This window comes from Pseudomonas berkeleyensis (assembly GCF_014109765.1).
Lineage (GTDB): Bacteria > Pseudomonadota > Gammaproteobacteria > Pseudomonadales > Pseudomonadaceae > Aquipseudomonas > Aquipseudomonas berkeleyensis.
In genome coordinates, this window is the sequence record NZ_CP059139.1 from 2647556 (window position 1) to 2674348 (window position 26793).

The following is a 26793-nucleotide window of genomic DNA, read 5'->3' on the forward strand; positions in this document are numbered from 1 at the left end:
CTCGGGGTGAACAGCGCTTGCCAAGGTGGCGTGCACCCTGTCAGGGGCTTGACAGGTTGGTTATGATACGGACTTTGCCCGAAGCGGCCTACCCTGTGCCGCGCCAGTATTGTTAAGGACACCATGAGCAAGCCTACCGTCGAAAAAGCTGCTAACTTCCTGCGTCCCATCGTCCAGGCTGACCTGGACAGCGGCAAGCACGCCAAGATCGTGACCCGCTTTCCGCCGGAGCCCAACGGCTACCTGCACATCGGCCATGCCAAGAGCATCTGCCTGAACTTCGGCCTGGCCGAAGAGTTCGGTGGCCAGTGCAACCTGCGTTTCGACGACACCAACCCGGCCAAGGAAGACCAGGAATACATCGACGCGATCAAGGCCGATGTCGAGTGGCTGGGCTTCAAGTGGGCCGGCGAGGAGCGCTACGCCTCCAATTATTTCGACCAACTGCACGCCTGGGCCATCGAGCTGATCAAGGCGGGCAAAGCCTTCGTCTGCGACCTCAATGCCGAAGAAATGCGCGAGTATCGCGGCAACCTGACCGAGCCGGGCAAGAACAGCCCGTTCCGTGAGCGCAGTGTCGAAGAGAATCTCGACCTGTTCGCCCGCATGAAGGCCGGCGAGTTCCCCGATGGCGCCCGTTCGCTGCGCGCCAAGATCGACATGGCCTCACCGAACATCAATCTGCGCGACCCGATCCTCTACCGCATCCGCCACGCCCATCACCACCAGACCGGTGACAAGTGGTGCATCTACCCGAGCTACGACTTCACTCACGGCCAGTCGGACGCCATCGAGGGTATCACCCATTCCATCTGCACCCTGGAGTTCGAGGATCATCGCCCGCTGTACGAGTGGTTCCTGGAGAATCTGCCGGTGCCTGCGCAGCCGCGCCAGTACGAATTCGCCCGCCTGAACCTGAACTACACCATCACCAGCAAGCGCAAGCTCAAGCAACTGGTCGATGAAGGTCACGTCAATGGTTGGGACGACCCGCGCATGTCGACGCTGTCCGGCTACCGCCGTCGCGGCTACACGCCGGCTTCGATCCGCGCCTTCTGCGACATGATCGGCGTCAACCGCGCCGGCGGCCTGGTGGATATCGGCATGCTCGAGTTCGCCATCCGCGATGATCTGGACGCCAATGCCGCGCGCGCCATGTGCGTGCTCAAGCCGCTGAAAGTGGTGATCACCAATTATCCGCAAGGCCAGGTCGAGAACCTGGAGCTGGCGCGTCATCCCAAGCAGGACATGGGCGTTCGCGTGCTGCCGTTCTCCCGCGAGATTTACATCGACGCCAGTGATTTCGAGGAAACCCCGCCGGATGGCTTCAAGCGCCTGATCCCGGGTGGCGAAGTACGTCTGCGTGGCAGCTACGTGATTCGCGCCGATGAAGCCATCAAGGACGCTGCTGGCAATATCGTCGAACTGCGCTGCAGCTATGACGAGAATACCCTGGGCAAGAACCCCGAAGGGCGCAAGGTCAAGGGCGTGATCCACTGGGTGCCGGCCGCCGAGAGCGTCGAGTGCGAAGTACGCCTATACGATCGCCTGTTCCGCTCGGCCAATCCTGAGAAGAGCGAAGAGGGCGGCAGCTTCCTCGACAACATCAATCCCGAGTCGCTGGTGGTGCTCACCGGCTGCCGCGCTGAGCCATCCCTGGCCAAGGCCAGCGCTGACGACCGCTTCCAGTTCGAGCGTGAAGGCTACTTCTGCCTGGACAAGGATTCGCAGCCTGGTAAGCCGGTGTTCAACCGTACCGTCACGCTGCGCGATTCGTGGGGTCAGTAATGGCACTGTCGATCTACAACACGCTCAGCAAGGTCAAGGAACCGTTCAAGCCGCTGATCGGTAACAGCGTGCGCATGTACGTGTGCGGCATGACCGTTTATGACTTCTGCCATATCGGTCACGCCCGGGTAATGGTTGCCTTTGACGTGGTCACCCGCTGGCTGCGTCAGCGCGGCTATGACGTGACCTACGTGCGCAATATCACTGACATCGACGACAAGATCATCAAGCGCGCCAATGAGAACGGCGAGCCGTTCGAGGCGCTGGTCGAGCGCATGATCGCGGCGATGCATGAGGATGAGGCGCGCCTGTCCGTGCTGCGCCCGGACATCGAGCCGCGTGCCACCGGCCATATCGCCGGCATGCACCAGATGATCCAGACCCTGATCGACAAGGGCTATGCCTATGCGCCGGGTAATGGCGACGTGTACTACCGCGTCGGCAAGTTCGTTGGCTACGGCAAGCTGTCGCGCAAGAAGATCGAAGACCTGAAGATCGGTGCGCGCATCGAGGTCGACGAGGCCAAGGAAGACCCGCTGGACTTCGTCCTGTGGAAGGGCGTCAAACCGGGCGAGCCGAGCTGGGAGTCGCCTTGGGGCGCAGGGCGCCCGGGCTGGCATATCGAGTGCTCGGTGATGTCCACCTGCTGCCTCGGTGAGACCTTCGACATTCATGGCGGCGGCCCGGATCTGGTGTTCCCGCACCACGAGAACGAGATCGCACAGAGCGAGGCGGCCACTGGTAAGCAGTACGCCAATGCCTGGATGCACGCCGGCGCCGTGCGCGTGGATGGCGAGAAGATGTCCAAGAGCCTGGGCAACTTCTTCACCATTCGTGAGGTGCTGGAGAAGTACCACCCGGAGGTGGTGCGCTACCTGCTGGTATCCAGCCACTACCGCAGCCCGATCAACTATTCGGAAGAGAGCCTCAAGGAAGCCAAGGGCGCCCTGGAGCGCTTCTACAACGGCCTCAAAGGCCTGCCGGAAGCCACGCCTGTTGGCGGCGAGGCGTTCGTCGAGCGTTTCGGCGCGGCGATGGACGACGACTTCAACTCGCCGGAAGCCTGCGCGGTGCTGTTCGAGATGATTCGTGAGGTCAACCGCCTGCGTGAGTCGGACGTGCAGGCCGCTGCCGGCCTGGCTGCCCAGCTCAAGCAACTGGCCAGCGTGCTCGGCGTGCTGCAACTGGAGCCGGAAGCCTTCCTTCAGGCGGGCGCTGCCGGCAAGGTTGATGCCGCGGAGGTCGATGCGCTGATCGCCGCACGCCTGCAGGCTCGTGCCGACAAGAACTGGGCGGAAAGTGACCGTATCCGCGACCAGCTCACTGCGATGGGCGTGGTGCTGGAAGACGGTAAGGGCGGCACCACCTGGCGTCTAGCCGAGTAAGTGCTGCGCTGAACGACAAAGGCCGCTGGATAGCGGCCTTTGTCGTTTCTGGGAGGGCTGCTAGCGGCGTTGGCGAGCGTCGAAACGCTCCACCCAGCGGTGTTCACGAAATCGCTCGACGATGAAGTCGATGAATACTCGGGTCTTGGCCGGCAGCAGCTTCTGCGCGCTGAAGTACAGGCTCAGGCTGCCGGTGTCGACGTACCAGTCCGGTAATACCCGCTGCAGGCTGTCGCGTTGCAGATAGGGCAGCGCGTGGACGGTGCTGACCAGGGTGATGCCAAGGCCTTGCAGAGCGGCATGGCAAGCCGCATCGGGATCGTTCATGGTCATGCGCTGCTTCAGTTCGAGGGTGGCTTGTTGGTCGTCACGCGTACGCAGTGGCCAAGTGCGCACGCGACCCGTCTGCGGCGAGCGGATGAGAATGCCGTCATGCTGCGTCAGATCCTCCGGTCGCGCGATGGGCGCGTGTTTGGCGAGATAGGCCGGAGCTGCCAGCAGCACCCGGTGGGCAGGCGCCAGTTGCCGGGCAATCGCACCGGGAGGCAATTCGAAGCCGCCGCCGATGGCCGCGTCGAAGCCTTCACCAATGAGGTCTACGGCACGGTTGTCGAAGTGCCAGTCCGGGGTGATCGCCGGGTAGCGTGTGAGGAAATCGCTCAGGTGCGGCAGGATGTAGTCGCGGCCGAAGGCCATACCCATGCTCACCTTCAACGTACCCGCAGGTTGCCCCTGGCTGCTCGCCAGGTTCGCCACCGCGCCCTGAATGCTCGCCAGGCCGCCGCTTACTTCCGCCAGAAAGCGTTCGCCGGCTTCGGTCAAGGTCAGCCGGCGCGTACTGCGCAGGAACAGGCGTACGCCGAGGTTGGACTCCAGGCGTGCGACGTTCTTGCCAACGGCTGCCGGGGTCAGGCCCAAGCGCCGCGCGGCTTCGGCGAAGCTGCCTGCCTCGGCGGTGCGGACGAAGCACTCGATGCTGCTGAGGGTTTCCATGGGCACTCCATAAACCATTGGTATCGACTGAAGATAGCAATTGCCAGCTTATCGGTTTTGAATGCCGAGTGAATACTGAGGGCGTGTTCCATTCAACCCCTCAGTTTCAGGAGATTTCCCATGAGCACTCAGAAAACCCTCGAAAACAAGGTCGCCTTCATTCAGGGTGGCTCCCGCGGCATCGGTGCCGCCATTGCCCAGCGCCTGGCAAAAGAAGGTGCTGCCGTTGCACTGACCTACGTTTCATCGGCTACAGGCGCCCTCGATGTGGTGCGTGCAATCGAAGCCGGCGGCGGCCGCGCTATCGCCATCCAGGCCGACAGCCGTGACGAGCAGGCTATTCGCGCTGCCATCCGCCACACGCAGGAGAGTTTCGGGCGCCTCGATATCCTGGTGAACAACGCCGGTGTGCTGGCGGTAGCGCCGATCGATGAATTCAGCATCGAGGATCTGGATCGCACCCTGGATGTCAACGTGCGCAGCGTGGTGATCGCCAGCCAGGAAGCAGCGCGGCTGATGGGTGAGGGCGGTCGCATCATCACCATCGGCAGCACCAACGCCGAGCGCATGCCGTTCGCCGGTGGTTCGGTCTATGCGCTGAGCAAGGCGGCGGTAGCTGGTTTCACCAAGGGCCTGGCGCGTGACCTGGGGCCGCGTGACATCACCGTCAACAATGTGCAACCGGGCCCGGTGGATACCGACATGAACCCGGATCAGGGGGATTTCGCCGAGTCGCTGAAGCAGACCATGGCCCTGCCGCGCTACGGCAAGGCCGAGGAAATCGCCAGTTTCGTCGCCTATCTGGCTGGCCCGGAGGCGGCGTATATCACCGGTGCCAACCTGACCATCGATGGTGGCTTCTCGGCCTGACGAAGTCGGCAGGGCTGTCAGTAGGGTGCGCTGTGCGCACCGATGCTGCCCGCGCTCACGTGCGTTGCCGGGATTAGGTTACTGCTCGATGGCATCGAGCAGTTGCAGTGCCAGGCGCACGCGCTCGGCGTTGGGGTAATTACGGTTAGCGAGTATCACCAGCCCGGTATCGCGCGCCGGTAGCAGCAGGATGTAGGCGCCGAAACCATTGGTCGAACCCGTCTTGTTCAGCAGCAGATCGCCTTCGGCTGGTTTGGGCACGCTGAAGCGCTCCACTATCTGGGGTTGCAGCGCCATTTCCGCTGAGTTGCCGGCCTGCAGTTTCTCCAGGCTGATGGGGTAGGTGTAGCGCTCCCAGCCCAGTGCCTGGGTCATGTCACCGATCTGGTAATAGCCGCGATGGGTGGAGCTGATGGCCTGGTGCAGGGGGGCGGGCAGTTTGTCCGGGCGCAGGTTGGCGTCGATGAAGCGCAGCATATCGGCGGCACTGGATTTCAGGCCGTAGGCTTCGGCGTCCAGTACGCCGGGGTTTACCCGCACAGGTTTGTCATCGCGATAACCCCAGGCATAACGCGTCATCTGCTCGGCGGGTATCTGCACGTAGCTTTCCTGCAGACCCAGTTGTGGCAGCAGATCCTTCTCCATCAACTGTTGAAACGGCTCGGCCAGGCTGGCAGCTGCCAGGTGACCGAACAGGCCGATGCTGGGGTTGGAGTACAGGCGCTGCGTACCTGGCGGGTAGACCGCCTGCCAGTTGCGGTAGTAATCGAGCATCTGCTGCTCATTGCTGACTGCGTCCGGAAACTGTAGCGGTAGGCCGCCGGCTGTGTAGGTGGCCAGATCCAGCAGGCTGATGTGATCGAAGGCGCTGCCGCGCAGGGCTGGCAGGTACTGGCTGGCGTTGTCGCTGAGATTCAGCGTGCCGCGGGCTTCGGCGTAGGCGCCAAGGGTGGCGGTGAACAGTTTGCTGATCGAACCCAGCTCGAACAGGGTGTGGCGATCCACGGCCTTGCCGCTTTCGCGGGATGCGACGCCGTACCCGAAGACATGCGACTGTCCCTTGTGGCTGATGGCAATGGCCATGCCGGGAATGGCGTAGGCCTGCATCATCGGTTTCACGGCAGCATCGACTGCCTGGTTCAGTTCGGCGAGGGCCGCCTGACTGCTGAGGCATAGGCCGAGCGTGACGAGCAGGGAGCGTAGGGATGAGCGCATGATCGTTCCTTGTCAGTTCATCGGGGGCAGTCGGCGGGGAACCGAGGTCTTCTTGACGATGGCGGTATTGGTTTCGGCGTAGCCGTTGATGCGGTCGAGCACTTCGTCCAGCTGTTCCATGGAGCGTACGTGCAGGCGAGCGACGAAGCAGTCCTCGCCAGTGACCTTGTCGCACTCGGTGAACTCCGGCGTGGCCTGAAGCAATCGCTCCACCTCGTGCAGCTTGCCGGGCAGTGGTCGCACGCGAACGATGGCCTGCAACTGATAGCCAAAATGACGTGGATCGATCTCCACCGTATAGCCCTTGAGCACGCCGCGTTCCTCCAGGCGGCGCAAGCGCTCGGCCACGCTGGGGGAGGAAAGGCCACTGATCTGCGCCAGGGCTTTGAGCGAACGTCGCGAATCTTCCATCAGTGCGGCGATCAGGGTCTGGTCGATTTCATCGGTCATTGCAGGTCTCGTTAGGGAAAAGCTGGAATCTGCCATCGTAAAAAAGGTGAGAGCCGGATTCTGCCTCAGATTCTCCATGGTGAGGGAAGTTGCACCTTCGGATAATCATTGCCTCACTTGAGGAGGCTCTACTGATGGACAACAACCTCAAACGCGGCTCGCTGGAAATGGTCGCCGCCATGTTGATTTCCGGCACTATCGGCTGGTTCGTGCTGGTGTCCGGCCAGGCCGTGGTGGATGTAGTGTTCTGGCGCTGCCTGATCGGCGGCGGCATGCTGCTATTGGTCTGCGCCGCGTTGGGCCTGCTGCGCGCCGAGTTGCTGGGACGACGAGTATTACTGCTGGCCGTGCTCAGCGGCGTGGCCATCGTCGGCAACTGGCTGCTGTTGTTCGCCTCCTATGCGCAGGCCTCCATCGCCGTCAGTACCGTGGTGTACAACGTCCAGCCATTCATACTGGTGGGCTTGGCGGCGCTGTTTCTTGGCGAGCGGATCACCTTGCACAAGCTTGGTTGGCTGGCATTGGCCTTCATCGGCATGCTGGCGATCGTCAGTGCACATGGTCAGGGCGCGGTGGCCGGTGGCAACTACCTGTTGGGTATCGCCCTGGCGCTGGCTGCGGCGCTGCTCTATGCGGCTGCAGCACTGATCGTCAAACGTCTCAGCGGTACGCCGCCGCACCTGATTGCCTTGATCCAGTTGCTAACGGGTGTGCTGATGCTGGCGCCGTTGATGGGGTGGCAGTTACCCCTGGGTGATGTCGCCTGGGCCAGCCTGGCGACGCTGGGCATCGTGCACACGGGATTGATGTACATGCTGCTGTATGGCGCGATCCAGAAGTTGCCGACCGCGCTGACCGGTGCGCTGTCGTTCATCTACCCGGTCGCGGCGATCCTGGTCGACTGGCTGGCCTTCGATCATTGGTTGAGTGCACTGCAGTGGCTCGGTGTGGCGGCCATCCTGTTGGCGGCAGCGGGCATGCAGCAGGGCTGGCGACTGGGAATCAGGGCGAGACGCCCTGTCAGGGTCTGACACCTTGTTCGCGCAAACGCTTGTACAGGGTATTGCGGCTTAGGCCGAGGTGACGGGCGAGGTAGGAGATATTGCCGCCGCAAGCCTGGTACTGGCTGGCCAGGTCATCGGACTCGAGATGCGCTGGCAGGGGTACCTCCGTTGGCAGGTCGAGGAAGAAGTCGTCCGGCAGGTGCTCGGCGCGGATGGGCTGGTCGTCGGCCATGGCCAGTGCCACGCGCAACACGCTGCTGAGCTGGCGCAGGTTGCCTGGCCAGGGGTGATGCTGGAACAGCTCCAGTACTTCGCGGCTGATGCCCGCACGTTGGCCAGGTTCACGGTGCTGCTCCCAGAGTTTCTGGAACAGCGCCTGCTTGTCGCTGCGCTCACGCAGTGGTGGCAGTTCCAGGTTCAGGCCGCTGATGCGGTAATACAGGTCGGCGCGGAACTGCCCACTGTCGACGTCCTGGCGCAGTGGGCGGTTGGTGGCAGACACCAACCGCACATCCACCGGGTGCAGTTCGCTGCTCCCCAGCGGTTGTACGCAGCGCTCCTGCAGCACGCGCAGCAGTCGGGCCTGCACGCGCAGCGGCATGTCGCCGATCTCGTCGAGAAACAGCGTGCCTTTGTGCGCCTTGCGGATCAGCCCGACATGGCCTTTCTGGCTGGCACCGGTGAAGGCGCCTTTCTCGTAGCCGAACAGTTCCGACTCCACCAGTTCTGCCGGAATGGCCGCGCAGTTGACCGCGATGAAGGGCTGCTCGGCGCGTGAGCTGGCGCGATGCAGCGCCTTGACGAAGACCTCCTTGCCGGCGCCGGTTTCGCCCTGTACCAGGATCGGGATGTCCTTTTCCAGCAAGCGTTCGGCCTGACGGATGGCCTTGTCCATGCGCGCATCGCCCAGGCTCAGCGCATGCAGTCGTGGCTCCTCGAGCGCTCTGGGCGTGGCGGGTGGGCGGAAATCGCGCGCCCGGATCGGCACGGGCCGGGCAGGGCGCCGTACCCGTGCGTGAAAACGAAAGTGGCCGCTGGTGCGCAGGTTGAATGGCTGGCCGTCCGGCTGGTTGAGCAACTGCTGCAGCGGCACATCGAACAGCTGCTCGATGGCGCCGTAGGTCAGGGGCTGGCCGAGCAGGTTATCGGCGCGGCGGTTGGCTGACACCACGTGGCCCCGCTCGTCGAACACCACCAGGCCGGCCCAGGGGCTGTCGAGGTTGTCGAGGCTGGTATTGAAGCTGAGCAGGTGGTACTGGTCGGCGAACAGCTTGAGGATCAGGCGGTTCTCCACCGATTGGCTCATCATCTTGACCATGCCGAGGGTGTGCGCCTGCGGCAGGTAGCTGTCGCTGGACACGTCGAGCACGGCGATCATGCGCCGTTGTTCGTCGAAGATCGGCGAGGCCGAGCCGGTCATGAAACGGTTGGCCTTGAGAAAGTGCTCGTCGTGCTGGATATGCACGGCCTGGCCGCAACTGAGCGCGGTGCCGATGGCGTTGGTGCCGGTGTAACGCTCCAGCCAGCTGGCACCGGCGACGAATCCGGCGGCCTGGCGTGGTTCGATGAAGCGCTGGTCGCCCCAGGATTGCAGCAGTCGGCCCTGGTCGTCGGCGAGCATGATCAGGCAATTGGAGTTGGACAGGATGGTGCCGTAGTAGGGCAGCACTTCCTGGTGAGTGGTCTGCACCAGGGCCTGGCGGCTTTCCAGCAGGGCCGAAAGATCGCCGGGCGCCGGTGGGTCGAAGCGTGGCGTGCTCTGGTGAGTCAGGCCGTAGTCACGGCAGCGCGACCAGGACTCCTGGATGATGGCGTCGTGCGCCGGGGCGCGGGCAGCGTCGGTCATTGGCGGTCTCTTCTTGTTGGTTCGCGATCTGCGCCGCGATCGATCCAGTTTCGTTCAAGACTGTTCAAAGTCAACGAACGAATTGTTCAGTTGTTCACATTCGACTGTTCAAAAGTGTTCAGTGGAAAACTGGCTGCGCGCTGCTCGTTGGCAGACTTTTCAACTCTTATCAAAGAGATGCGTTAGGTTTTGGGGGGCTGGCACGCTTGTCGCTATCGATGTTCGCAATCGAATGGCACGACAAGAAAAAGGACAGGCCATGTCGCTCAAGCTCGAACACGTCACCCGTATCGTCGACGGCCAGGTGCATATCGACGACGCTTGCCTGAGTTTCGAACCCGGCTCCTTCAACGTTCTGCTCGGCCGTACCCTGGCCGGCAAGACCAGCCTGATGCGACTGATGGCCGGGTTGGATCGGCCCAATAGCGGCCGGGTGCTGATGAACGGCGCCGATGTCACCGGGGTGCCGGTGCGCCAGCGCAACGTGTCGATGGTCTATCAGCAGTTCATCAACTACCCGACCCTGACGGTATTCGAGAACATCGCCTCGCCACTGCGTCAGGCCGGTGTAGCCAAGGAGCAGATCGTCGAGAAGGTCGAGGCCACGGCGCGCATGCTACGCATCGAGAAACTGCTGTCGCGCTACCCACTGGAGCTGTCCGGCGGCCAGCAGCAGCGCACGGCCATGGCGCGGGCGCTGGTCAAGGATGCTTCGCTGATCCTGTTCGATGAGCCGCTGGTCAACCTCGACTACAAGCTGCGCGAGGAGCTGCGCCAGGAAATGCGCGAGCTGTTCCAGGCGCGCCATACCATCGCCATCTACGCCACCACCGAGCCCAACGAGGCGCTGGCACTGGGCGGCACCACCACCATCCTCCACGAAGGCCGGGTGGTGCAGAGCGGCAAAACTGCTGAGGTCTACCACCGCCCGCAACAGGTGCTGGCCGCCGAGCTGTTCTCGGAGCCTGCGATCAACCTGATGCCGGGGCGCATCAGCGGCTCCGAGGTGAGCTTCGCCGACTGTGTGCACTTTCCGCTCAACCCCGATCTGCGCGGCATCGCCGAGGGCGAGTATCGTTTTGGCGTGCGCCCCAGCCATATCGGCCTGGTGCCGTCCAATGACGATGATCTGGAGCTGGCGGTAACCGTCGAGTTGGCCGAGATCAGCGGCTCGGAAACCTTCCTGCATGTGCGCAACGAGCAGTTCGTGCTGGTGCTGCATTTGCCGGGCGTGCACGAGTATGCGGTGGATACGCCGATCCTGATCTACATCCCCACCCACAAGCTGTTCGTCTTCGCCGCCGATGGGCAGTTGGTGCAGGCGCCCAGCCGTCGTCAGGGGAGGGCTGCCTGATGGCCGAGATTCGCTTGCACAACCTCGCGCACAGCTACAGCGGCGTGCCGAAGGCGCCGGAAGACTACGCGATCCGCGAGATGAACCACGTCTGGCAGCAGGGCGGCGCCTATGCGCTGCTGGGACCGTCTGGCTGCGGTAAGTCCACCTTGCTCAACATCATCTCCGGCCTGCTCAGCCCATCCCAGGGCGAGGTGCAGTTCGACGGCAAGGCGGTCAACACGCTGTCGCCGCAAGAGCGCAACATCGCCCAGGTTTTCCAGTTTCCGGTGGTCTACGACACCATGACGGTGTTCGACAACCTGGCCTTCCCGTTGCGCAACCAGGGCATGGATGAAGCACGGGTAATGAGCAAGGTGCACGAGATCGCCGAGGTGCTGGAGCTGCATCCGCTGCTGCACAAGAAAGCGCGCAACCTCACCGCCGACGAGAAGCAGAAAGTCTCCATGGGTCGTGGCCTGGTGCGTGACGACGTCTCGGCGATTCTCTTCGACGAACCGCTGACGGTGATCGACCCGCACCTGAAATGGAAGCTGCGGCGCAAGCTCAAGCAGATCCATGAGCAGTTCAACATCACCATGGTCTACGTCACCCACGACCAGTTGGAGGCCTCCACCTTCGCCGACAAGATCGCGGTGATGTATGGCGGCCAGATCGTCCAGTTCGGTACCCCGCGCGAGCTGTTCGAGCGCCCCGGACACACTTTCGTCGGCTATTTCATCGGCAGTCCCGGGATGAACCTGATCGACGTGCAGTGCTGCGAGGGCGGGGTGCGCTTCGCGGGCACCCAGCTACCACTCTCCGATGCGCTCAATCGGCGTCTCGCCGAACTGGACGGCAAGCGTCTGCAGGTGGGTATCCGCCCCGAGTTCGTGCACATCTGGGATGGCGCTTATGAAGACGCGCTGTGCGGCCAGGTGCTGCACGTCGAGGATCTCGGTACCTACAAGATCCTTACCTTCGACCTCGATGGCCAGGTGCTCAAGGCGCGTTTGCAGGAAGACCAGCCAGTGCCGCGCGAGCAGGTGTACCTGAGCTTTCCGGCGCAGTGGCTGATGCTCTATGCCGACGACTACCTGGTGGAGGTGGCGCCATGAAGGTGCAGAACAACAAGGCCTGGTGGCTGGTGCTGCCGGTATTCCTGCTGGTGGCGTTCAGCGCCATCGTGCCGATGATGACGGTGGTCAACTACTCGGTGCAGGATATCTTCGACCCGTCCACGCGCTACTTCGTCGGCGTCGACTGGTATCGCCAGGTGCTGCAGGATCCGCGCTTACATGACTCGCTGTTGCGCCAGTTCATCTTCTCCGCCTGCGTGTTGCTGATCCAGATTCCGCTGGGCATCGCCATCGCCCTGTGCATGCCGACGCGCGGGCGCTGGGCTTCGCTGTGCCTGATCCTGATGGCCATTCCGCTGCTGATCCCGTGGAACGTGGTCGGCACCATCTGGCAGATCTTCGGTCGCGCCGACATCGGCTTGATGGGGTGGGCGCTGAACAGCCTGGGCATCAGCTACAACTACGCGGCCAACACCATGGACGCCTGGGTGACGGTGCTGATCATGGACGTCTGGCACTGGACGTCGCTGGTGGCACTGCTGTGCTATTCGGGCCTGCGCGCCATTCCCGACGTCTATTACCAGGCGGCGCGCATTGACCGCGCGTCGAGCTGGGCGGTATTCCGCCATATCCAGTTGCCCAAGCTCAAGAGCGTGCTGCTGATTGCGGTGATGTTGCGCTTCATGGACAGCTTCATGATCTACACCGAGCCCTTCGTGCTAACCGGTGGCGGGCCGGGCAACGCCACCACCTTCCTCAGCCAGACCCTGACGCAGATGGCCGTCGGCCAGTTCGACCTGGGCCCGGCGGCGGCGTTCTCGCTGGTGTACTTCCTGATCATCCTGTTGGTGTCCTGGCTGTTCTACACCGCCATGACCCACGACGACAAAACCCGCTGAGGCCGACCATGACGCTACGTAAACGCCTGGTACTGCTGATCTATTTCCTGTTCCTGCTGGTGCCGATCTACTGGCTGCTGAACATGTCGTTCAAGAGCAATACCGAGATACTAGGTGGGCTCAGCCTGTGGCCGCAGAGTTTCACCCTGGACAACTACCGGGTGATCTTCACCGACCGCAGCTGGTACGAGGGCTATCTCAACTCGCTGTACTACGTCAGCCTCAATACGCTGATCTCGCTCAGCGTGGCGCTGCCGGCGGCCTATGCCTTCTCGCGCTACCGATTTCTCGGCGACAAGCACCTGTTCTTCTGGCTGCTGACCAACCGCATGGCGCCTCCAGCGGTGTTCCTGCTTCCGTTCTTTCAGCTGTACTCGTCCATCGGCCTGTTCGATACCCATATCGCCGTGGCATTGGCGCACTGCCTGTTCAACGTGCCGCTGGCGGTGTGGATCCTCGAAGGCTTCATGTCCAGCGTGCCGAAGGAAATCGACGAGACGGCCTATATCGACGACTACAGCTTCCCGAAATTCTTCGTGAAGATCTTCATCCCGTTGATTCGCTCCGGTATCGGCGTCACCGCCTTCTTCTGCTTCATGTTCTCCTGGGTTGAGTTGCTGCTGGCGCGCACCCTGACCTCGGTGGACGCCAAACCCATCGCGGCGGTGATGACCCGTACCGTGTCCGCCTCGGGTATCGATTGGGGTGTGCTAGCCGCTGCCGGGGTGCTGACCATCATCCCCGGGATGCTGGTGATCTGGTTCGTTCGCAACCACGTGGCCAAGGGCTTCGCCCTCGGTCGCGTGTAAGGGAGGTTCATCATGAGCTGGATGGCCTGGACTCTGCCGACCGCGCTGTTCTTCGGCTGCATCGCCGTGCTGCTAGCCGGTATGACCTTGATCGAGCTGCGCTGGCCGTGCGTCGAGCGCAAGGGTTTTCTGCCGATCACCACCACCCGTGGTGATCGGTTGTTCATCGGTCTGCTCGGCAGCGCCTACCTGCATCTGCTGGTAATCGGCGTGACCGACTGGAGCGTGTGGATAGCGTCGCTGCTATCACTGTTGTGGTTGTGCGCAGTCATGCGCTGGGGCTGAGCCGGGCTGCCGCCGGTATGCCTCTCCCCATATCCTGAGATGGAGGTCTCTATGTTCGACAATAACAACAAGACCCGACATAGCATGGCGTTGGCCGCCTTGCTGGCGTTGTCCGGTTTGAGTGGTGCAGCCTGGGCGGATGCCTATGAAGAGGCCGCGAAGAAATGGATCGCCGATGAGTTCAATCCCTCGACACTGACGCCGGAGCAACAGCTCGAAGAGCTGAAATGGTTCATCAAGGCTGCCGAGCCGTTTCGTGGCATGAACATCAATGTCGCTTCGGAAACCCTGACCACTCACGAGTATGAGTCCAAGGTGCTGGCCAAGGCGTTCAGCGAAATCACCGGCATCAAGCTCAAGCATGACCTGATGCAGGAAGGCGATGTAGTCGAGAAACTGCAGACGCAAATGCAGTCGGGCAAGAACATCTATGACGGCTGGGTCAATGACTCGGATCTGATCGGCACCCACTTCCGCTACGGCAAGGCGGTCTCGATCACCGACATGATGGCCAATGAAGGTAAGGATTTTACCTCGCCGACTCTCGATCTTGACGACTTCATCGGCCTGTCCTTCACCACCGGACCGGACGGCAAGGTTTATCAGTTACCTGATCAGCAGTTCGCCAACCTCTACTGGTTCCGCGCCGACTGGTTCGAGCGCCCGGAGCTGAAGGCCAAGTTCAAGGAAATCTACGGCTACGAGCTGGGCGTGCCGGTGAACTGGTCAGCCTACGAGGACATTGCTGAATTCTTCTCGGTACACGTCAAAGAGATCGACGGTAAGCGCGTCTATGGTCACATGGACTACGGCAAGAAAGATCCGTCGCTGGGCTGGCGCTTCACCGATGCCTGGTTCTCCATGGCTGGCGGTGGCGACAAGGGACTGCCCAATGGTCTACCGGTGGATGAGTGGGGGATTCGCGTCGATGGCTGCCGGCCAGTCGGTTCCAGTGTCGCCCGCGGTGGAGACACCAACGGGCCGGCGGCGGTATTCGCCACGCAGAAATACGTCGATTGGATGCGTCAGTATGCGCCGCCGGAAGCGCAGGGCATGACCTTCTCCGAGTCCGGCCCGGTGCCGGCGCAAGGAGCGATTGCTCAGCAGATCTTCTGGTACACCGCCTTCACTGCCGACATGACCAAGCCGGGCTTGCCGGTGGTCAACGACGATGGCACACCGAAATGGCGCATGGCACCTTCACCTAAGGGGCCGTACTGGGAGGAGGGCATGAAACTCGGTTACCAAGATACCGGCTCCTGGACTTTCCTCAATTCCACTCCAGAGAAACAACGCCTGGCCGCTTGGCTCTACGCCCAGTTCGTCACTTCCAAGACCGTGTCGCTTAAGAAAACTCTGGTCGGTCTGACGCCGATCCGCGAGTCGGACATCAACTCGCAGGCCATGACCGACGTGGCGCCCAAACTCGGTGGCCTGGTGGAGTTCTACCGCAGCCCGGCGCGCGTGCAGTGGACGCCGACCGGTACCAACGTACCGGACTATCCGCGTCTGGCACAGTTGTGGTGGCAGTTCATTGCCGAGGCCGCCAGCGGCGACAAGACCCCGCAGCAGGCGCTCGATGGCCTGGCCGCAGCGCAGGACACCATGCTCGGTCGTCTGGAGCGTTCCGGTGTGCTGGGCGAGTGTGGGCCGAAGCTGAACGAGCCGCGTGACCCGCAGTACTGGTTCGACCAGCCGGGTGCACCGAAGCCCAAGCTGGCTAACGAGAAACCTAAAGGTGAAACCATCGCCTACGACGAGTTGCTCAAGTCTTGGGAGCAGGCGCGCAACTGATTCAAGTGGCAGAAACGACAACGGCACCCTTGGGTGCCGTTGTTCGTTGTGCAGCGCTGCTTATTTGTGCAGGTGTTCAGCTGCGTGCAGGGTGTTTTCCAGCAGGCCGGCGCGGGTCATGGGGCCGACGCCGCCCGGAACCGGGGTGATCCAGCCGGCGCGGGGCAGGGCGGTCTCGTAGACCACGTCGCCAACCAGCTTGCCGTCTTCCTGGCGGTTGATGCCGACGTCGATGACGATGGCGCCCGGCTTGATCCACTCACCCTTGACCAGGCCCGGCTTGCCCGCCGCGACTACGACGATATCGGCCTGACCTACGTGGCCAGCCAGATCCTTGGTGAAACGGTGGGTGACGGTCACGGTGCAACCGGCCAGCAACAACTCCATGGCCATCGGGCGTCCGACGATATTGGACGCGCCGACTACCACGGCGTGCAGGCCGTAGAGATCGACACCGGTACTTTCCAGCAGGGTCATGATGCCCTTGGGAGTACAGGGACGCAGCAGCGGCATGCGCTGGGCCAGGCGGCCGATGTTGTAGGGGTGGAAACCGTCCACATCTTTATCCGGACGGATGCGTTCGAGCAGCAGCGAAGAATCCAGATTCTCCGGCAGCGGCAGCTGAACCAGAATGCCGTCGATGGCTGGATCCTCGTTGAGCTCGTCGATCAAGGCGAGCAGATCAGCCTGACTGGTCTCGGCCGGCAGATCATAGGCACGGGAAACAAAGCCGACTTCTTCGCAATCCTTGCGTTTATGTGACACATAGACCTGGGAGGCCGGATCGGTGCCCACCAGGATCACAGCCAGGCCTGGCGCACGAAGGCCTTGCTGGCGGCGTTCGGCGACACGTTGGGCAATCTGCTGGCGGAGGCTGGCGGCGATCGCCTTGCCGTCGATCAGTTGTGCGGTCATTGCGCTGGTTAACCATTAATAAGGATGAAAAAAGGACGCGCATTCTCGCATGGGCGCTCACTTGGGCAAAGGCGCCCACCACTGTTTTCGCGTAACTCCTTTAAATCGCTGAATTTTTTTGAAAATTTCTGTTGACGAGGTTGGGAGGCGTCTATAACATTCGCCCCGCTTCTCAGGAACAGCCACTCGCTGGGTGAGGCGGCAAGAGCCAAGCCCTGGTGGTGAGGTTGGAGCCAAAAGCTTTAAGTCTGCGCTAGCGGATGGATAAGTGCCCGTAGCTCAGCTGGATAGAGCATCCGCCTTCTAAGCGGATGGTCGCAGGTTCGAGTCCTGCCGGGTGCGCCATTTGGCGGTCAGGCAAGCTGGGTAAGCAAAATGCAATATGGTGGGCGTAGCTCAGTTGGTAGAGCACAGGATTGTGGCTCCTGGTGTCGTGGGTTCGATTCCCATCGTCCACCCCATATTCCAAAGCGCCAGGCCAAAAGCCTGGCGTTTTTGTTTTAAGCTGCAAAGCCACGCGGACGTGGTGGAATTGGTAGACACACCAGATTTAGGTTCTGGCGCCGCAAGGTGTGAGAGTTCGAGTCTCTCCGTCCGCACCATCTTACAAATCCTCCCGCATTAACGCCTGCTTCTAGGGTGACTTCTTAATATTGACCCTCTAGAATGCTTGGCCTTGAATTCGGGGCCGGTTCTAGCCGGCTTTTGTCTGTGCAACGAGGAATATCCATGCAAGTTTCTGTTGAAAGCACTTCTGCTCTTGAGCGTCGCATGACCGTCGGCGTACCCGTCGAGCGCATCGAGACCGAAGTCAACAAGCGTCTGCAACAGACTGCCCGTCGTGCCAAGGTTCCTGGCTTCCGTCCTGGCAAGGTGCCGATGAGCGTGATTCGTCAGCGTTACGAAGACGCTGCTCGTCAGGAAGCACTGGGCGACCTGATCCAGGCTACCTTCTACGAAGCCGTGGTCGAGCAGAAGCTGAACCCGGCCGGTGCTCCGGCTGTAGAGCCGAAGTCCTTCGAGAAGGGCAAGGATCTGGAATACGTCGCTACCTTCGAAGTGTTCCCTGAGTTTCAGGTTTCCGGCTTCGACACCATCGCCATTGAGCGTCTCGAAGCCGATGTAGTCGACAGCGACGTCGACAACATGCTCGACATCCTGCGCAAGCAGAACACCCGTTTCGAAACTGTTGAGCGTGCTGCCGAGAATGGCGATCAGCTGAACATCGACTTCGTTGGCAAGATCGACGGTGAAGCCTTCGCTGGCGGTAGTGCCAAGGGCACCCAGCTGGTGCTGGGTTCCGGTCGCATGATCCCGGGCTTCGAAGACGCCCTGGTGGGTGCCAAGGCTGGTGAAGAGCGCGTGATCAACCCGACTTTCCCAGAGGACTACCAGAACCTCGATCTGGCCGGCAAAACCGCCGAGTTCACTGTCACCGTGAACAGCGTCTCCGCTCCGCAACTGCCTGAGCTGAACGACGAGTTCTTCGCCCTGTTCGGTATCAAGGAAGGTGGTCTGGAAGGTTTCCGTGCCGAAGTTCGCAAGAACATGGAGCGCGAGCTGCGTCAGGCTATCAAATCCAAGGTCAAGAACCAGGTAATGGATGGCTTGCTGGCTGCCAACCCGGTTGAAGTGCCGAAAGCGCTGATCGGGAATGAAGTGAATCGTCTGCGCGTGCAGGCCGTTCAGCAATTTGGTGGCAACATCAAGCCAGATCAACTGCCGGCCGAGCTGTTCGAAGAGCAAGCCAGGCGCCGTGTCGTGCTGGGCCTGATCGTCGCTGAAGTGGTCAAGCAGTTCGAGCTCAAGCCGGATGAAGCCCGTGTGCGCGAGCTGATCGAAGAGATGGCCTCCGCTTACCAAGAGCCGGAGCAGGTAGTTGCCTGGTACTACAAGAACGACCAGCAAATGAACGAAGTACGTTCGGTTGTACTGGAAGAGCAAGTTGTAGATACTGTTCTGCAGAAGGCCAACGTGACCGATAAAGCGGTTTCCTACGAAGACGCAGTCAAGCCGGCGGAAGCTCCTAAAGCCGACTGATCTCGTAACCCCGTTCGAGTACACCACCATAAGCCAGCCTCCGTGCTGGCTTATGCGTATTTGAGACATGACTATTAGGGAGTGAGCGCAAGACATGTCCCGCAATCCTTTTATGCAAAACATGCCTGAAATCCAGGCCGCTGGCGGCCTGGTGCCGATGGTCATCGAGCAATCCGCTCGTGGCGAGCGTGCCTATGACATCTATTCGCGCCTGCTCAAGGAGCGTGTGATCTTTCTGGTTGGTCAGGTCGAGGACTATATGGCCAACCTGATCTGCGCCCAGTTGCTGTTCCTGGAAGCAGAGAATCCTGACAAGGACATTCACCTGTACATCAACTCGCCAGGTGGCTCGGTGACTGCCGGCATGGCGATCTACGACACCATGCAGTTCATCAAGGCGGATGTCTCCACGACCTGCATCGGTCAGGCCTGCAGCATGGGCGCTTTCCTGTTGGCTGGTGGCGCCAAGGGCAAGCGTTTTTGCCTGCCTAACTCGCGCGTGATGATTCACCAGCCGTTGGGCGGCTTCCAGGGTCAGGCTTCGGACATCGATATCCATGCCCGTGAAATCCTGTTCATTCGCCAGCGTTTGAATGAGTTGCTGGCCCACCACACTGGCCAGGATCTGGAAACCATCGAGCGCGACACCAACCGTGACTACTTCATGAGTGCCCCGCGCGCCGTCGAGTACGGTCTCGTCGATGCCGTTCATGAAAAGCGGCAAATGCCGGTCTAGATGAGGTTTCGCATGCGGGCATTGATCACGAGCGCGAGCCGCGCCCTTGAAAATGCCCGCATTTGCCTTCATCTTGTGTTTCAAGCCTACCGTATTGGATTGATCGAATGACTGATACCCGTAACGGCGAGGACAACGGCAAACTGCTTTATTGCTCCTTCTGCGGCAAAAGCCAGCATGAAGTGCGAAAATTGATCGCCGGTCCTTCCGTCTTCATCTGCGACGAGTGCGTCGACCTGTGCAATGACATCATCCGCGAGGAGGTGCAGGAAGCCCAGGCCGAGAGCAACGCGCACAAATTGCCAGCTCCCAAGGAGATCAGTGGCATCCTCGATCAGTACGTGATCGGCCAGGAGCGGGCGAAGAAGGTGCTTTCGGTTGCTGTATACAACCACTACAAGCGCCTGAATCAGCGTGACAAGAAAGATGACGTCGAGCTGGGCAAGAGCAACATCCTGCTTATCGGTCCGACTGGTTCGGGCAAGACGCTGCTGGCGGAAACCCTGGCGCGCCTGCTCAATGTGCCATTCACCATTGCCGATGCCACCACCCTGACCGAAGCCGGTTATGTGGGCGAGGACGTCGAGAACATCATTCAGAAGCTGCTGCAGAAGTGCGATTACGATGTCGAGAAGGCCCAGATGGGTATCGTCTACATCGACGAGATCGACAAAATCTCGCGCAAATCCGACAACCCGTCGATCACTCGTGACGTGTCGGGTGAGGGCGTGCAGCAGGCGCTGCTCAAGCTGATCGAAGGCACTGTGGCTTCGGTTCCGCCGCAAGGCGGGCGCAAGCATCCGCAGCAGGAGTTCCTGCAGGTGGATACGCGTAACATCCTGTTCATCTGCGGCGGTGCATTCGCCGGGCTGGAGAAAGTCATTCAGGCTCGCTCCACCAAGGGCGGCATCGGTTTCGGTGCAGAAGTGCGTAGCAAGCAGGAGGGCAAGAAGATCGGCGAGTCTCTGCGTGAGGTCGAGCCGGACGATCTGGTCAAGTTCGGCCTGATTCCTGAGTTCGTTGGTCGCTTGCCGGTCATCGCAACGCTGGAAGAATTGGATGAGGCTGCCCTGGTGCAGATTCTCACCGAGCCGAAGAATGCGCTGACCAAGCAGTATGCCAAGCTGTTCGAGATGGAGGGCGTTGATCTGGAGTTCCGTCCGGATGCGCTGAAGTCCGTGGCGCAGAAGGCACTGGAGCGCAAGACCGGTGCTCGTGGCTTGCGTTCGATCCTCGAGGGCATTCTGCTCGACACCATGTACGAGATCCCGTCCCAGCAGGACGTGAGCAAGGTGGTGATCGACGAAAGCGTGATCGAAGGAACCTCCAAGCCGCTGTTGATCTACGAGAACAGCGAGCCGCCCGCAAAGGCCGCGCCAGACGCGTAGCCGAGCTGTTACATGACGCAAAGAAGGGGCCTAACTGGCCCCTTCGCTTTTATGGACTTTGCGCTTGTTTTTTACGGGAGCTACCCCCATCTTAAAAGCCAAGGGTAATCCCGCCTGTTTACGGCCTTATGGCCGCCGCTGAGCCGAAATCATGAAGACAACCATCGAATTGCCTCTCCTGCCATTGCGCGATGTAGTGGTCTATCCGCACATGGTCATCCCGCTTTTCGTCGGGCGTGAGAAATCCATCGAGGCCCTCGAGGCTGCGATGACGGGCGACAAACAGATTCTGCTGGTGGCCCAGAAGAATCCTGCGGTCGATGATCCGGATGATCAGGATCTTTATCGTGTCGGCACTGTTGCCACCGTCCTGCAGCTGCTCAAGCTGCCCGATGGCACCGTCAAGGTGCTGGTCGAGGGTGAGCAGCGGGGCGCCATCGAGCGTTTCATCGAAATCGACGATCACTGCCGTGCTGAAGTGCAACCTCTCGAAGAGGGTGAAACCGCAGAGCGTGAGTCAGAAGTATTTACTCGCAGCCTGCTCAGTCAGTTCGAGCAATATGTGCAGTTGGGCAAGAAGGTGCCAGCCGAAGTGCTGTCGTCGCTCAACAGCATCGATGAGCCTAGCCGTCTGGTTGACACCATGGCTGCGCACATGGCGTTGAAGATCGAGCAGAAGCAGGAAATTCTCGAAATTACCTCGCTGTCCGCCCGCGTCGAGCACGTTTTGGCGCTATTGGATGCCGAAATCGATCTGCTGCAGGTCGAGAAGCGCATTCGTGGCCGCGTGAAGAAGCAGATGGAGCGCAGTCAGCGCGAGTACTACCTGAATGAGCAGATGAAGGCCATTCAGAAGGAGCTGGGCGACATCGATGAGGGCCATAACGAGCTCGATGAGCTGCGCAAGCGCATCGATAACGCCGGCCTGTCCAAGGAGGCGCTGACCAAGGCCAATGCTGAGCTGAACAAGCTCAAGCAGATGTCGCCGATGTCCGCCGAAGCCACCGTGGTGCGTTCCTATATCGACTGGCTGGTGAATGTACCGTGGAAGGCAGAGAGCAAGGTGCGCCTGGATCTGGCGCGTGCCGAGAGCATTCTCGATGCCGATCATTACGGTCTGGAAGAGGTCAAGGAGCGCATCCTTGAGTATCTCGCCGTGCAGAAGCGGGTGAAGAAACTCAAGGGGCCAGTGCTGTGCCTGGTTGGCCCGCCCGGCGTGGGCAAGACCTCGCTGGCTGAGTCCATCGCTACCGCGACCAATCGCAAGTTCGTGCGTATGGCGCTCGGTGGCGTACGTGACGAAGCCGAGATTCGTGGTCACCGTCGTACCTACATCGGTTCGATGCCGGGTCGTCTGATTCAGAAGATGACCAAGGTTGGCGTGCGCAACCCGCTGTTCTTGCTCGACGAAATCGACAAGATGGGTCAGGACATGCGCGGTGATCCTGCTTCGGCGCTGCTCGAAGTCCTTGATCCCGAACAGAATCACAATTTCAACGATCATTATCTGGAGGTCGATTATGACCTGTCGGATGTGATGTTCCTCTGCACCGCCAACTCGATGAACATTCCAGGTCCCCTGTTGGATCGGATGGAAGTCATCCGCCTGCCGGGTTACACCGAGGATGAGAAGGTCAACATCGCCATCAAGTACCTGGTGCCCAAGCAGATACAGGCCAATGGTCTGAAAAAGGGCGAGCTGGAGCTCGAGGAATCGGCGATTCGCGACATCATTCGTTACTACACGCGCGAAGCTGGCGTGCGCAGCCTGGAGCGACAAATCGCCAAGGTATGCCGCAAAGTGGTCAAGGAGCACGTGCGCGAGAAGCGTTTCCAGGTCACGGTAACCGCGGATGCGCTGGAGCACTTCCTGGGTGTGCGCAAGCATCGCTACGGCCTTGCCGAACAGCAGGATCAGATCGGGCAAGTGACAGGTTTGGCCTGGACGCAGGTGGGGGGCGAGTTGCTCACCATCGAGACCGCAGTGGTGCCTGGCAAGGGCAATCTGATCAAGACCGGCTCGCTGGGCGATGTCATGGCAGAGTCGATGACGGCCGCCATGACAGTGGTGCGCAGTCGGGCGAAAAGTCTGGGGATCCCTGCAGACTTCAACGAGAAGCGCGACGTTCACATCCATATGCCAGAAGGCGCCACGCCCAAGGATGGCCCGAGTGCAGGCATCGGTTTGTGCACGGCACTGGTTTCGGCGCTGACGCAGATTCCGGTGCGGGCCGACGTTGCCATGACCGGCGAGATCACCTTGCGAGGTCAGGTGCTGGCCATTGGTGGGCTCAAGGAAAAATTGTTGGCTGCGCATCGTGGTGGAATCAAGACGGTGATCATTCCGGAAGAAAATGTGCGTGATCTGAAAGAAATTCCGGAAAATATTAAGCAAGACCTGCAGATTAAACCGGTTAAATGGATTGACGAGGTCCTGCAAATTGCGCTGCAATACGCCCCGGAGCCCTTGCCCGATGCGGCTCCCGAGATGGTTGCAACGGATGACAAACGCGAGTCTGATTCCAAGGAGCGAATTAGCACGCATTAGCCGGGGGGCTTCCTTGACACAATTTTTGAGCCCTTGTTATAAAGCGGCTCTTATTGTGTCAGCAGGCCATCCAGCACCCGCTTTGCTTACACTAAAAATCAAGAAACAAACTCAACAGAAATAAGGGGACTTAGAGTGAACAAGTCGGAACTGATCGATGCCATCGCTGCATCTGCTGATATCCCGAAAGCTGTTGCTGGCCGCGCGCTGGATGCAGTGATTGAATCCGTCACTGGCGCTCTGAAGGCTGGTGATTCCGTTGTACTGGTTGGTTTCGGTACTTTCGCTGTCAAAGAGCGCGCTGCCCGTACCGGTCGCAACCCGCAGACTGGCAAGCCGATCAGCATCGCTGCTGCCAAGATCCCAGGCTTCAAAGCTGGCAAGGCTCTGAAAGACGCCGTTAACTAAGCGTCTTCCGGGTTTGCCTCGCCGTCAGGCTAGTTCTGGCGGTTGTTAGGAGGCAGGGCAGGTAGTCGCAGACTCCGCTGCACTGGCCGCTTAACACGTTACGAGAAGGCGCATCCAAGGATGCGCCTTTCTTCTATCTGGACATTACCCACACTGCGCGGCTGGTGAGTCTGTACGGCCGTTCTGGGGGAAGCATGCTGCAAAACATCAGGGACAATTCACGCGGTTGGATTGCCAAAATCATTATCGGCCTCATCGTCATGCTGATGGCCTTTACCGGTTTCGAAGCCATCGTCACGGGAACCAGCAATCGCAACAATGCGGCGGACGTGAACGGTGACACCATTACCCTCGACGAGCTGAACCGGGCCGTTGAGATGCAGCGCCGTCAATTGCTGCAGCAGTTGGGACGTGACTTCGATGCCTCGCTGCTCGATGAGAAGCTGCTGCGCGAGGCCTCGCTCAAAGGGCTGATCGATCGCAAGTTGCTGCTGCAGGCAGCCGGCGATGCGGATTTCGCCTTCTCAGAGGGCGCTTTGGATCAGGTCATTTTGCAAACGCCTGAATTCCAGACCGATGGCCGTTTCGATGCTGCGCGCTTCGATCAGGTGATCCGCCAGATGGGTTACAGCCGTTTGCAATTCCGTCAGATGCTGAAAGAGGAAATGCTGATTGGCCAACTGCGTGCCGGGCTCGGTGCCAGCAGTTTCGTGACCGAGCAAGAAGCGCGTGCTTTCGCCAATCTGGAGCGTCAGACCCGCGATTTTGCCAGCCGTACGATCAAGGCTGATCCTGCGTCTATCGAGCTGACCGATAGCGATGTCAGCGCTTATTACGACGAGCACGCCAGCGAGTTCATGAGCCCTGAGCAAGTGGTGCTGGAATACGTCGCACTGGAGAAGGACAGCTTCTTCGACCAGGTCGAGGTCACCGACGAAGAGCTGCAGCCGCTGTATCAGAACGAAATCGCCAATCTGGCCGAGCAACGCCAGGCTGCGCATATCCTGATCGAGGGCGATGACGAAGCCGCGCAGAAGAAGATCGAAGAGATCAAGGCGCGTGTCGATGCCGGCGAGGATTTCGCTGCGTTGGCCAAGGAGTTCTCCCAGGATCCGGGTTCCGCTGCCGATGGTGGCGATCTGGGCTACGCTGGGCGCGGTGTCTATGATCCGGCCTTCGAAGATGCGTTGTACGCGCTGCAGCAAGGTCAGGTTTCCGAGCCGGTGCAGAGCGAGTTCGGTTGGCACCTGATCAAGCTGCTCGGCGTCCAGGCTCCGGAAGTGCCAAGCTTCGACAGTCTCAAGGACAAGCTGGCGCGTGACTTCAAGACTCAGCAGGTCGAACTGCGTTTCGTCGAAGCGACCAAACAATTGGAAGATGCTGCCTTCGAGGCGTCCGATCTCGTGCAGCCCGCGCAGGAGCTTGGCTTGACCGTCAAGGTCACCGAACCGTTCGGTCGTGAGGGTGGCGCCACCGGCATCACTGCCAACCGCCAGGTTCTGCAGGCGGCATTCAGCCCGGAAGTGCTGGAAGACGGTACCAACAGTTCTGCCATCGAGCTGGATCCGAGCACCGTGGTGGTTGTACGGGTCAAGGAACACGACAAGCCCGAGCAGTTGCCGCTGGAGCAGGTTGCCGAGAGCATTCGTAACCATCTGCTGCAGGAGCGCGCCAGTGCCGCTGCCAAGGCCGAGGGTGAGAAGCTGCTGGCAGCGGTTCAGGTTGGTCAAACCGAGGCCGAAGGCTGGCAGGTGCAGGAAGCGGCTACGCGCAGCCAGGATGGCGTCGAGCCCAAGGTGTTGCAGGCGCTGTTCCGTATGCCCAAGCCTGCCAAGGCCGGTGAGCCGACCTTTGCTGGTGTGACGCTGAACAATGGCGACTATGTCGTGCTGCGTCTGGATGGCGTGAATGTGCCTGAAGAGGCGCTGGCCGATGAGGAGCTTGCCATGTACCGCAACTTCCTCGCATCGCGTGCTGGCCAGCAGGACTTCGCTGCTTTGCGCAAGCAGCTGGAAGCCAAGGCTGATATCGAGCGCTTCTAAGCGCTCAGGGAGCGCCGCACAGCAGGCGCTCTTTCGAGGCAATAAAAAAACCGCACACTGTGCGGTTTTTTTATTGCCTGCCATCCCTGGCGGCTGTCGCTAAACGACGCTGAGAGCGCTCCCGACAAGTTGCCTCGTCGGGAGGGCGATCATCAGTCTTCCATCGCGCCCATGGCGGTGGTGTTGAAGCCGCCGTCGACGTAGGTGATTTCACCGCTGATGCCCGAGGCCAGGTCGGAGCAGAGGAAGGCGCCGACGTTGCCGACTTCCTCGATGGTCACGTTGCGGCGCAGCGGGGTCTGCTTCTCGTTGGCAGCCAGCATCTTTCGGAAGCTGGCAATGCCGCTGGCGGCCAGGGTGCGAATCGGGCCGGCGGAGATGGCGTTGACGCGAGTGCCTTCCGGGCCGAGGCTACCAGCCAGGTAGCGTACGCCGGCCTCCAGGCTGGCCTTGGCCATGCCCATCACGTTGTAGTTGGGCATGGTGCGCTCGGCACCCAGGTAGGAGAGGGTGAGCAGGCTGCCGTTACGGCCTTTCATCATCTCGCGGCCAGCCTTGGCCAGGGCCACGAAGCTGTAGGCGCTGATGTCATGAGCGATCTTGAAACCTTCGCGGGTGGTGACGTCGGTGAAGTCGCCATTGAGCTGGTCGCCAGGAGCAAAGCCAACCGAGTGAACGATGCAGTCCAGGCCATCCCATTTCTTGCTCAGCGCTTCGAATACGGCTGCGATTTCCTCATCGCTGGCGACGTCGCAAGGGAAGCACAGGTCGGCGCTGGAGCCCCAGCCGGCGGCGAAGTCTTCTACGCGGCCCTTGAGCTTCTCGTTCTGGTAGGTGAAAGCCAGCTCGGCACCTTCGCGATGCATGGCGGCAGCGATACCCGAGGCGATGGACAGTTTGCTGGCGACGCCAACGATGAGTACGCGCTTACCGGTTAGAAAACCCATGGTGCTATTCCTCTTCCTG

General features: G+C 60.7%; 22 protein-coding genes and 3 tRNA genes. 19 read left to right on the top strand and 6 right to left on the bottom strand.

What is annotated here, in order from left to right; genetic code table 11:
• Positions 1-123: 123 nt before the first annotated feature.
• Positions 124-1788 (top strand): glutamine--tRNA ligase/YqeY domain fusion protein, encoded by a 1665-nt coding sequence (locus tag HS968_RS12365; RefSeq protein ID WP_182371452.1) that lies wholly within the window; start codon positions 124-126, stop codon positions 1786-1788.
• Positions 1788-3173: a cysteine--tRNA ligase gene (gene cysS, locus HS968_RS12370; protein WP_182371453.1), complete on the top strand. Its 1386-nt coding sequence runs from the start codon at positions 1788-1790 to the stop codon at positions 3171-3173. The genes HS968_RS12365 and cysS overlap by 1 nt, the downstream gene beginning before the upstream one ends.
• 60 nt (positions 3174-3233) lie before the next feature.
• Here cysS and HS968_RS12375 read toward each other — a convergent pair whose 3' ends face one another.
• Entirely contained in the window at positions 3234-4166 is a 933-nt protein-coding gene (locus tag HS968_RS12375; RefSeq protein WP_182371454.1) for a LysR family transcriptional regulator, read from the bottom strand.
• 120 nt (positions 4167-4286) lie between these two features.
• On the opposite strand from HS968_RS12375, the gene HS968_RS12380 reads away from it, so the two are divergent.
• Entirely contained in the window at positions 4287-5036 is a 750-nt protein-coding gene (locus tag HS968_RS12380; protein ID WP_182371455.1) for a 3-oxoacyl-ACP reductase family protein, read from the top strand.
• 78 nt (positions 5037-5114) lie between these two features.
• On the opposite strand, the gene ampC is transcribed toward HS968_RS12380, so the two are convergent.
• Positions 5115-6251: a class C beta-lactamase gene (gene ampC, locus HS968_RS12385; protein WP_182371456.1), complete on the bottom strand. Its 1137-nt coding sequence runs from the start codon at positions 6249-6251 to the stop codon at positions 5115-5117.
• Positions 6252-6263: 12 nt separating this feature from the next.
• Positions 6264-6701 (bottom strand): Lrp/AsnC family transcriptional regulator, encoded by a 438-nt coding sequence (locus tag HS968_RS12390; RefSeq protein ID WP_106741659.1) that lies wholly within the window; start codon positions 6699-6701, stop codon positions 6264-6266.
• A gap of 134 nt (positions 6702-6835) precedes the next feature.
• Here HS968_RS12390 and HS968_RS12395 point away from each other — a divergent pair, with 134 nt between their 5' ends.
• Complete coding sequence (locus HS968_RS12395) at positions 6836-7732, top strand: DMT family transporter (RefSeq protein WP_182371457.1); 897 nt, start codon at positions 6836-6838, stop codon at positions 7730-7732.
• On the opposite strand, the gene HS968_RS12400 is transcribed toward HS968_RS12395, so the two are convergent.
• Positions 7722-9551, bottom strand: a complete 1830-nt coding sequence (locus HS968_RS12400; protein WP_182371458.1) for a sigma-54-dependent Fis family transcriptional regulator — start codon at positions 9549-9551, stop codon at positions 7722-7724. The two genes, HS968_RS12395 and HS968_RS12400, sit on opposite strands and share 11 nt — an antisense overlap.
• A gap of 259 nt (positions 9552-9810) precedes the next feature.
• On the opposite strand from HS968_RS12400, the gene HS968_RS12405 reads away from it, so the two are divergent.
• The 6 genes from HS968_RS12405 to HS968_RS12430 are packed head-to-tail and all read left to right on the top strand — an operon-like array spanning position 9811 to position 15750.
• On the top strand, positions 9811-10905 hold the full coding sequence (locus tag HS968_RS12405) for an ABC transporter ATP-binding protein (protein ID WP_179544747.1): 1095 nt from the start codon (positions 9811-9813) through the stop codon (positions 10903-10905).
• A complete protein-coding gene (locus tag HS968_RS12410) occupies positions 10905-12002 on the top strand; it encodes an ABC transporter ATP-binding protein (RefSeq protein WP_182371459.1) in 1098 nt (365 codons plus the stop codon). Before HS968_RS12405 ends, HS968_RS12410 begins: the two co-directional genes overlap by 1 nt.
• Positions 11999-12862, top strand: coding sequence for a carbohydrate ABC transporter permease (locus HS968_RS12415; RefSeq protein ID WP_182371460.1), 864 nt, complete (start codon positions 11999-12001; stop codon positions 12860-12862). The genes HS968_RS12410 and HS968_RS12415 overlap by 4 nt, the downstream gene beginning before the upstream one ends.
• A gap of 8 nt (positions 12863-12870) precedes the next feature.
• Positions 12871-13671, top strand: a complete 801-nt coding sequence (locus HS968_RS12420) for a carbohydrate ABC transporter permease (protein WP_182371461.1) — start codon at positions 12871-12873, stop codon at positions 13669-13671.
• 12 nt (positions 13672-13683) lie between these two features.
• A complete protein-coding gene (locus tag HS968_RS12425) occupies positions 13684-13956 on the top strand; it encodes a DUF2160 domain-containing protein (RefSeq protein WP_182371462.1) in 273 nt (90 codons plus the stop codon).
• Between the two features lie 51 nt (positions 13957-14007).
• Positions 14008-15750, top strand: a complete 1743-nt coding sequence (locus tag HS968_RS12430; protein ID WP_017360739.1) for an ABC transporter substrate-binding protein — start codon at positions 14008-14010, stop codon at positions 15748-15750.
• A gap of 60 nt (positions 15751-15810) precedes the next feature.
• On the opposite strand, the gene folD is transcribed toward HS968_RS12430, so the two are convergent.
• Positions 15811-16665, bottom strand: coding sequence for a bifunctional methylenetetrahydrofolate dehydrogenase/methenyltetrahydrofolate cyclohydrolase FolD (gene folD / locus HS968_RS12435; protein ID WP_074919020.1), 855 nt, complete (start codon positions 16663-16665; stop codon positions 15811-15813).
• Positions 16666-16933: 268 nt separating this feature from the next.
• On the opposite strand from folD, the gene HS968_RS12440 reads away from it, so the two are divergent.
• From HS968_RS12440 to HS968_RS12480, 9 genes are all read left to right on the top strand, one after another.
• A tRNA-Arg gene (locus HS968_RS12440) sits at positions 16934-17010 on the top strand.
• A 40-nt stretch (positions 17011-17050) separates the two neighbouring features.
• A tRNA-His gene (locus tag HS968_RS12445) sits at positions 17051-17126 on the top strand.
• A gap of 56 nt (positions 17127-17182) precedes the next feature.
• Positions 17183-17267, top strand: a tRNA-Leu gene (locus HS968_RS12450).
• 127 nt (positions 17268-17394) lie between these two features.
• Complete coding sequence (gene tig / locus HS968_RS12455) at positions 17395-18705, top strand: trigger factor (RefSeq protein WP_182371463.1); 1311 nt, start codon at positions 17395-17397, stop codon at positions 18703-18705.
• A gap of 94 nt (positions 18706-18799) precedes the next feature.
• Positions 18800-19441 (top strand): ATP-dependent Clp endopeptidase proteolytic subunit ClpP, encoded by a 642-nt coding sequence (gene clpP, locus HS968_RS12460; protein ID WP_106741516.1) that lies wholly within the window; start codon positions 18800-18802, stop codon positions 19439-19441.
• A 107-nt stretch (positions 19442-19548) separates the two neighbouring features.
• Positions 19549-20829: an ATP-dependent Clp protease ATP-binding subunit ClpX gene (gene clpX / locus HS968_RS12465; protein ID WP_106741513.1), complete on the top strand. Its 1281-nt coding sequence runs from the start codon at positions 19549-19551 to the stop codon at positions 20827-20829.
• 151 nt (positions 20830-20980) lie between these two features.
• The gene (lon, locus tag HS968_RS12470; RefSeq protein ID WP_182371464.1) at positions 20981-23377 is read left to right on the top strand and encodes an endopeptidase La; all 2397 of its coding nucleotides are present in this window, start codon (positions 20981-20983) and stop codon (positions 23375-23377) included.
• Positions 23378-23512: 135 nt separating this feature from the next.
• The gene (gene hupB / locus HS968_RS12475) at positions 23513-23785 is read left to right on the top strand and encodes a nucleoid-associated protein HU-beta (RefSeq protein WP_003239952.1); all 273 of its coding nucleotides are present in this window, start codon (positions 23513-23515) and stop codon (positions 23783-23785) included.
• A 194-nt stretch (positions 23786-23979) separates the two neighbouring features.
• Positions 23980-25827, top strand: a complete 1848-nt coding sequence (locus tag HS968_RS12480; protein ID WP_182371465.1) for a SurA N-terminal domain-containing protein — start codon at positions 23980-23982, stop codon at positions 25825-25827.
• A gap of 152 nt (positions 25828-25979) precedes the next feature.
• On the opposite strand, the gene fabI is transcribed toward HS968_RS12480, so the two are convergent.
• Positions 25980-26774 (bottom strand): enoyl-ACP reductase FabI, encoded by a 795-nt coding sequence (fabI, locus tag HS968_RS12485; RefSeq protein WP_106741505.1) that lies wholly within the window; start codon positions 26772-26774, stop codon positions 25980-25982.
• Between the last annotated feature and the right edge of the window lie 19 nt (positions 26775-26793).

Bases quoted from the DNA above. Each gene is read 5' to 3' on its own strand.
- HS968_RS12365 (WP_182371452.1), top strand. From the start codon at position 124: ATGAGCAAGCCTACCGTCGAAAAAGCTGCTAACTTCCTGCGTCCCATC.
- cysS (WP_182371453.1), top strand. From the start codon at position 1,788: ATGGCACTGTCGATCTACAACACGCTCAGCAAGGTCAAGGAACCGTTC.
- HS968_RS12375 (WP_182371454.1), bottom strand. From the start codon at position 4,166: ATGGAAACCCTCAGCAGCATCGAGTGCTTCGTCCGCACCGCCGAGGCA.
- HS968_RS12380 (WP_182371455.1), top strand. From the start codon at position 4,287: ATGAGCACTCAGAAAACCCTCGAAAACAAGGTCGCCTTCATTCAGGGT.
- ampC (WP_182371456.1), bottom strand. From the start codon at position 6,251: ATGCGCTCATCCCTACGCTCCCTGCTCGTCACGCTCGGCCTATGCCTC.
- HS968_RS12390 (WP_106741659.1), bottom strand. From the start codon at position 6,701: ATGACCGATGAAATCGACCAGACCCTGATCGCCGCACTGATGGAAGAT.
- HS968_RS12395 (WP_182371457.1), top strand. From the start codon at position 6,836: ATGGACAACAACCTCAAACGCGGCTCGCTGGAAATGGTCGCCGCCATG.
- HS968_RS12400 (WP_182371458.1), bottom strand. From the start codon at position 9,551: ATGACCGACGCTGCCCGCGCCCCGGCGCACGACGCCATCATCCAGGAG.
- HS968_RS12405 (WP_179544747.1), top strand. From the start codon at position 9,811: ATGTCGCTCAAGCTCGAACACGTCACCCGTATCGTCGACGGCCAGGTG.
- HS968_RS12410 (WP_182371459.1), top strand. From the start codon at position 10,905: ATGGCCGAGATTCGCTTGCACAACCTCGCGCACAGCTACAGCGGCGTG.
- HS968_RS12415 (WP_182371460.1), top strand. From the start codon at position 11,999: ATGAAGGTGCAGAACAACAAGGCCTGGTGGCTGGTGCTGCCGGTATTC.
- HS968_RS12420 (WP_182371461.1), top strand. From the start codon at position 12,871: ATGACGCTACGTAAACGCCTGGTACTGCTGATCTATTTCCTGTTCCTG.
- HS968_RS12425 (WP_182371462.1), top strand. From the start codon at position 13,684: ATGAGCTGGATGGCCTGGACTCTGCCGACCGCGCTGTTCTTCGGCTGC.
- HS968_RS12430 (WP_017360739.1), top strand. From the start codon at position 14,008: ATGTTCGACAATAACAACAAGACCCGACATAGCATGGCGTTGGCCGCC.
- folD (WP_074919020.1), bottom strand. From the start codon at position 16,665: ATGACCGCACAACTGATCGACGGCAAGGCGATCGCCGCCAGCCTCCGC.
- tig (WP_182371463.1), top strand. From the start codon at position 17,395: ATGCAAGTTTCTGTTGAAAGCACTTCTGCTCTTGAGCGTCGCATGACC.
- clpP (WP_106741516.1), top strand. From the start codon at position 18,800: ATGTCCCGCAATCCTTTTATGCAAAACATGCCTGAAATCCAGGCCGCT.
- clpX (WP_106741513.1), top strand. From the start codon at position 19,549: ATGACTGATACCCGTAACGGCGAGGACAACGGCAAACTGCTTTATTGC.
- lon (WP_182371464.1), top strand. From the start codon at position 20,981: ATGAAGACAACCATCGAATTGCCTCTCCTGCCATTGCGCGATGTAGTG.
- HS968_RS12480 (WP_182371465.1), top strand. From the start codon at position 23,980: ATGCTGCAAAACATCAGGGACAATTCACGCGGTTGGATTGCCAAAATC.
- fabI (WP_106741505.1), bottom strand. From the start codon at position 26,774: ATGGGTTTTCTAACCGGTAAGCGCGTACTCATCGTTGGCGTCGCCAGC.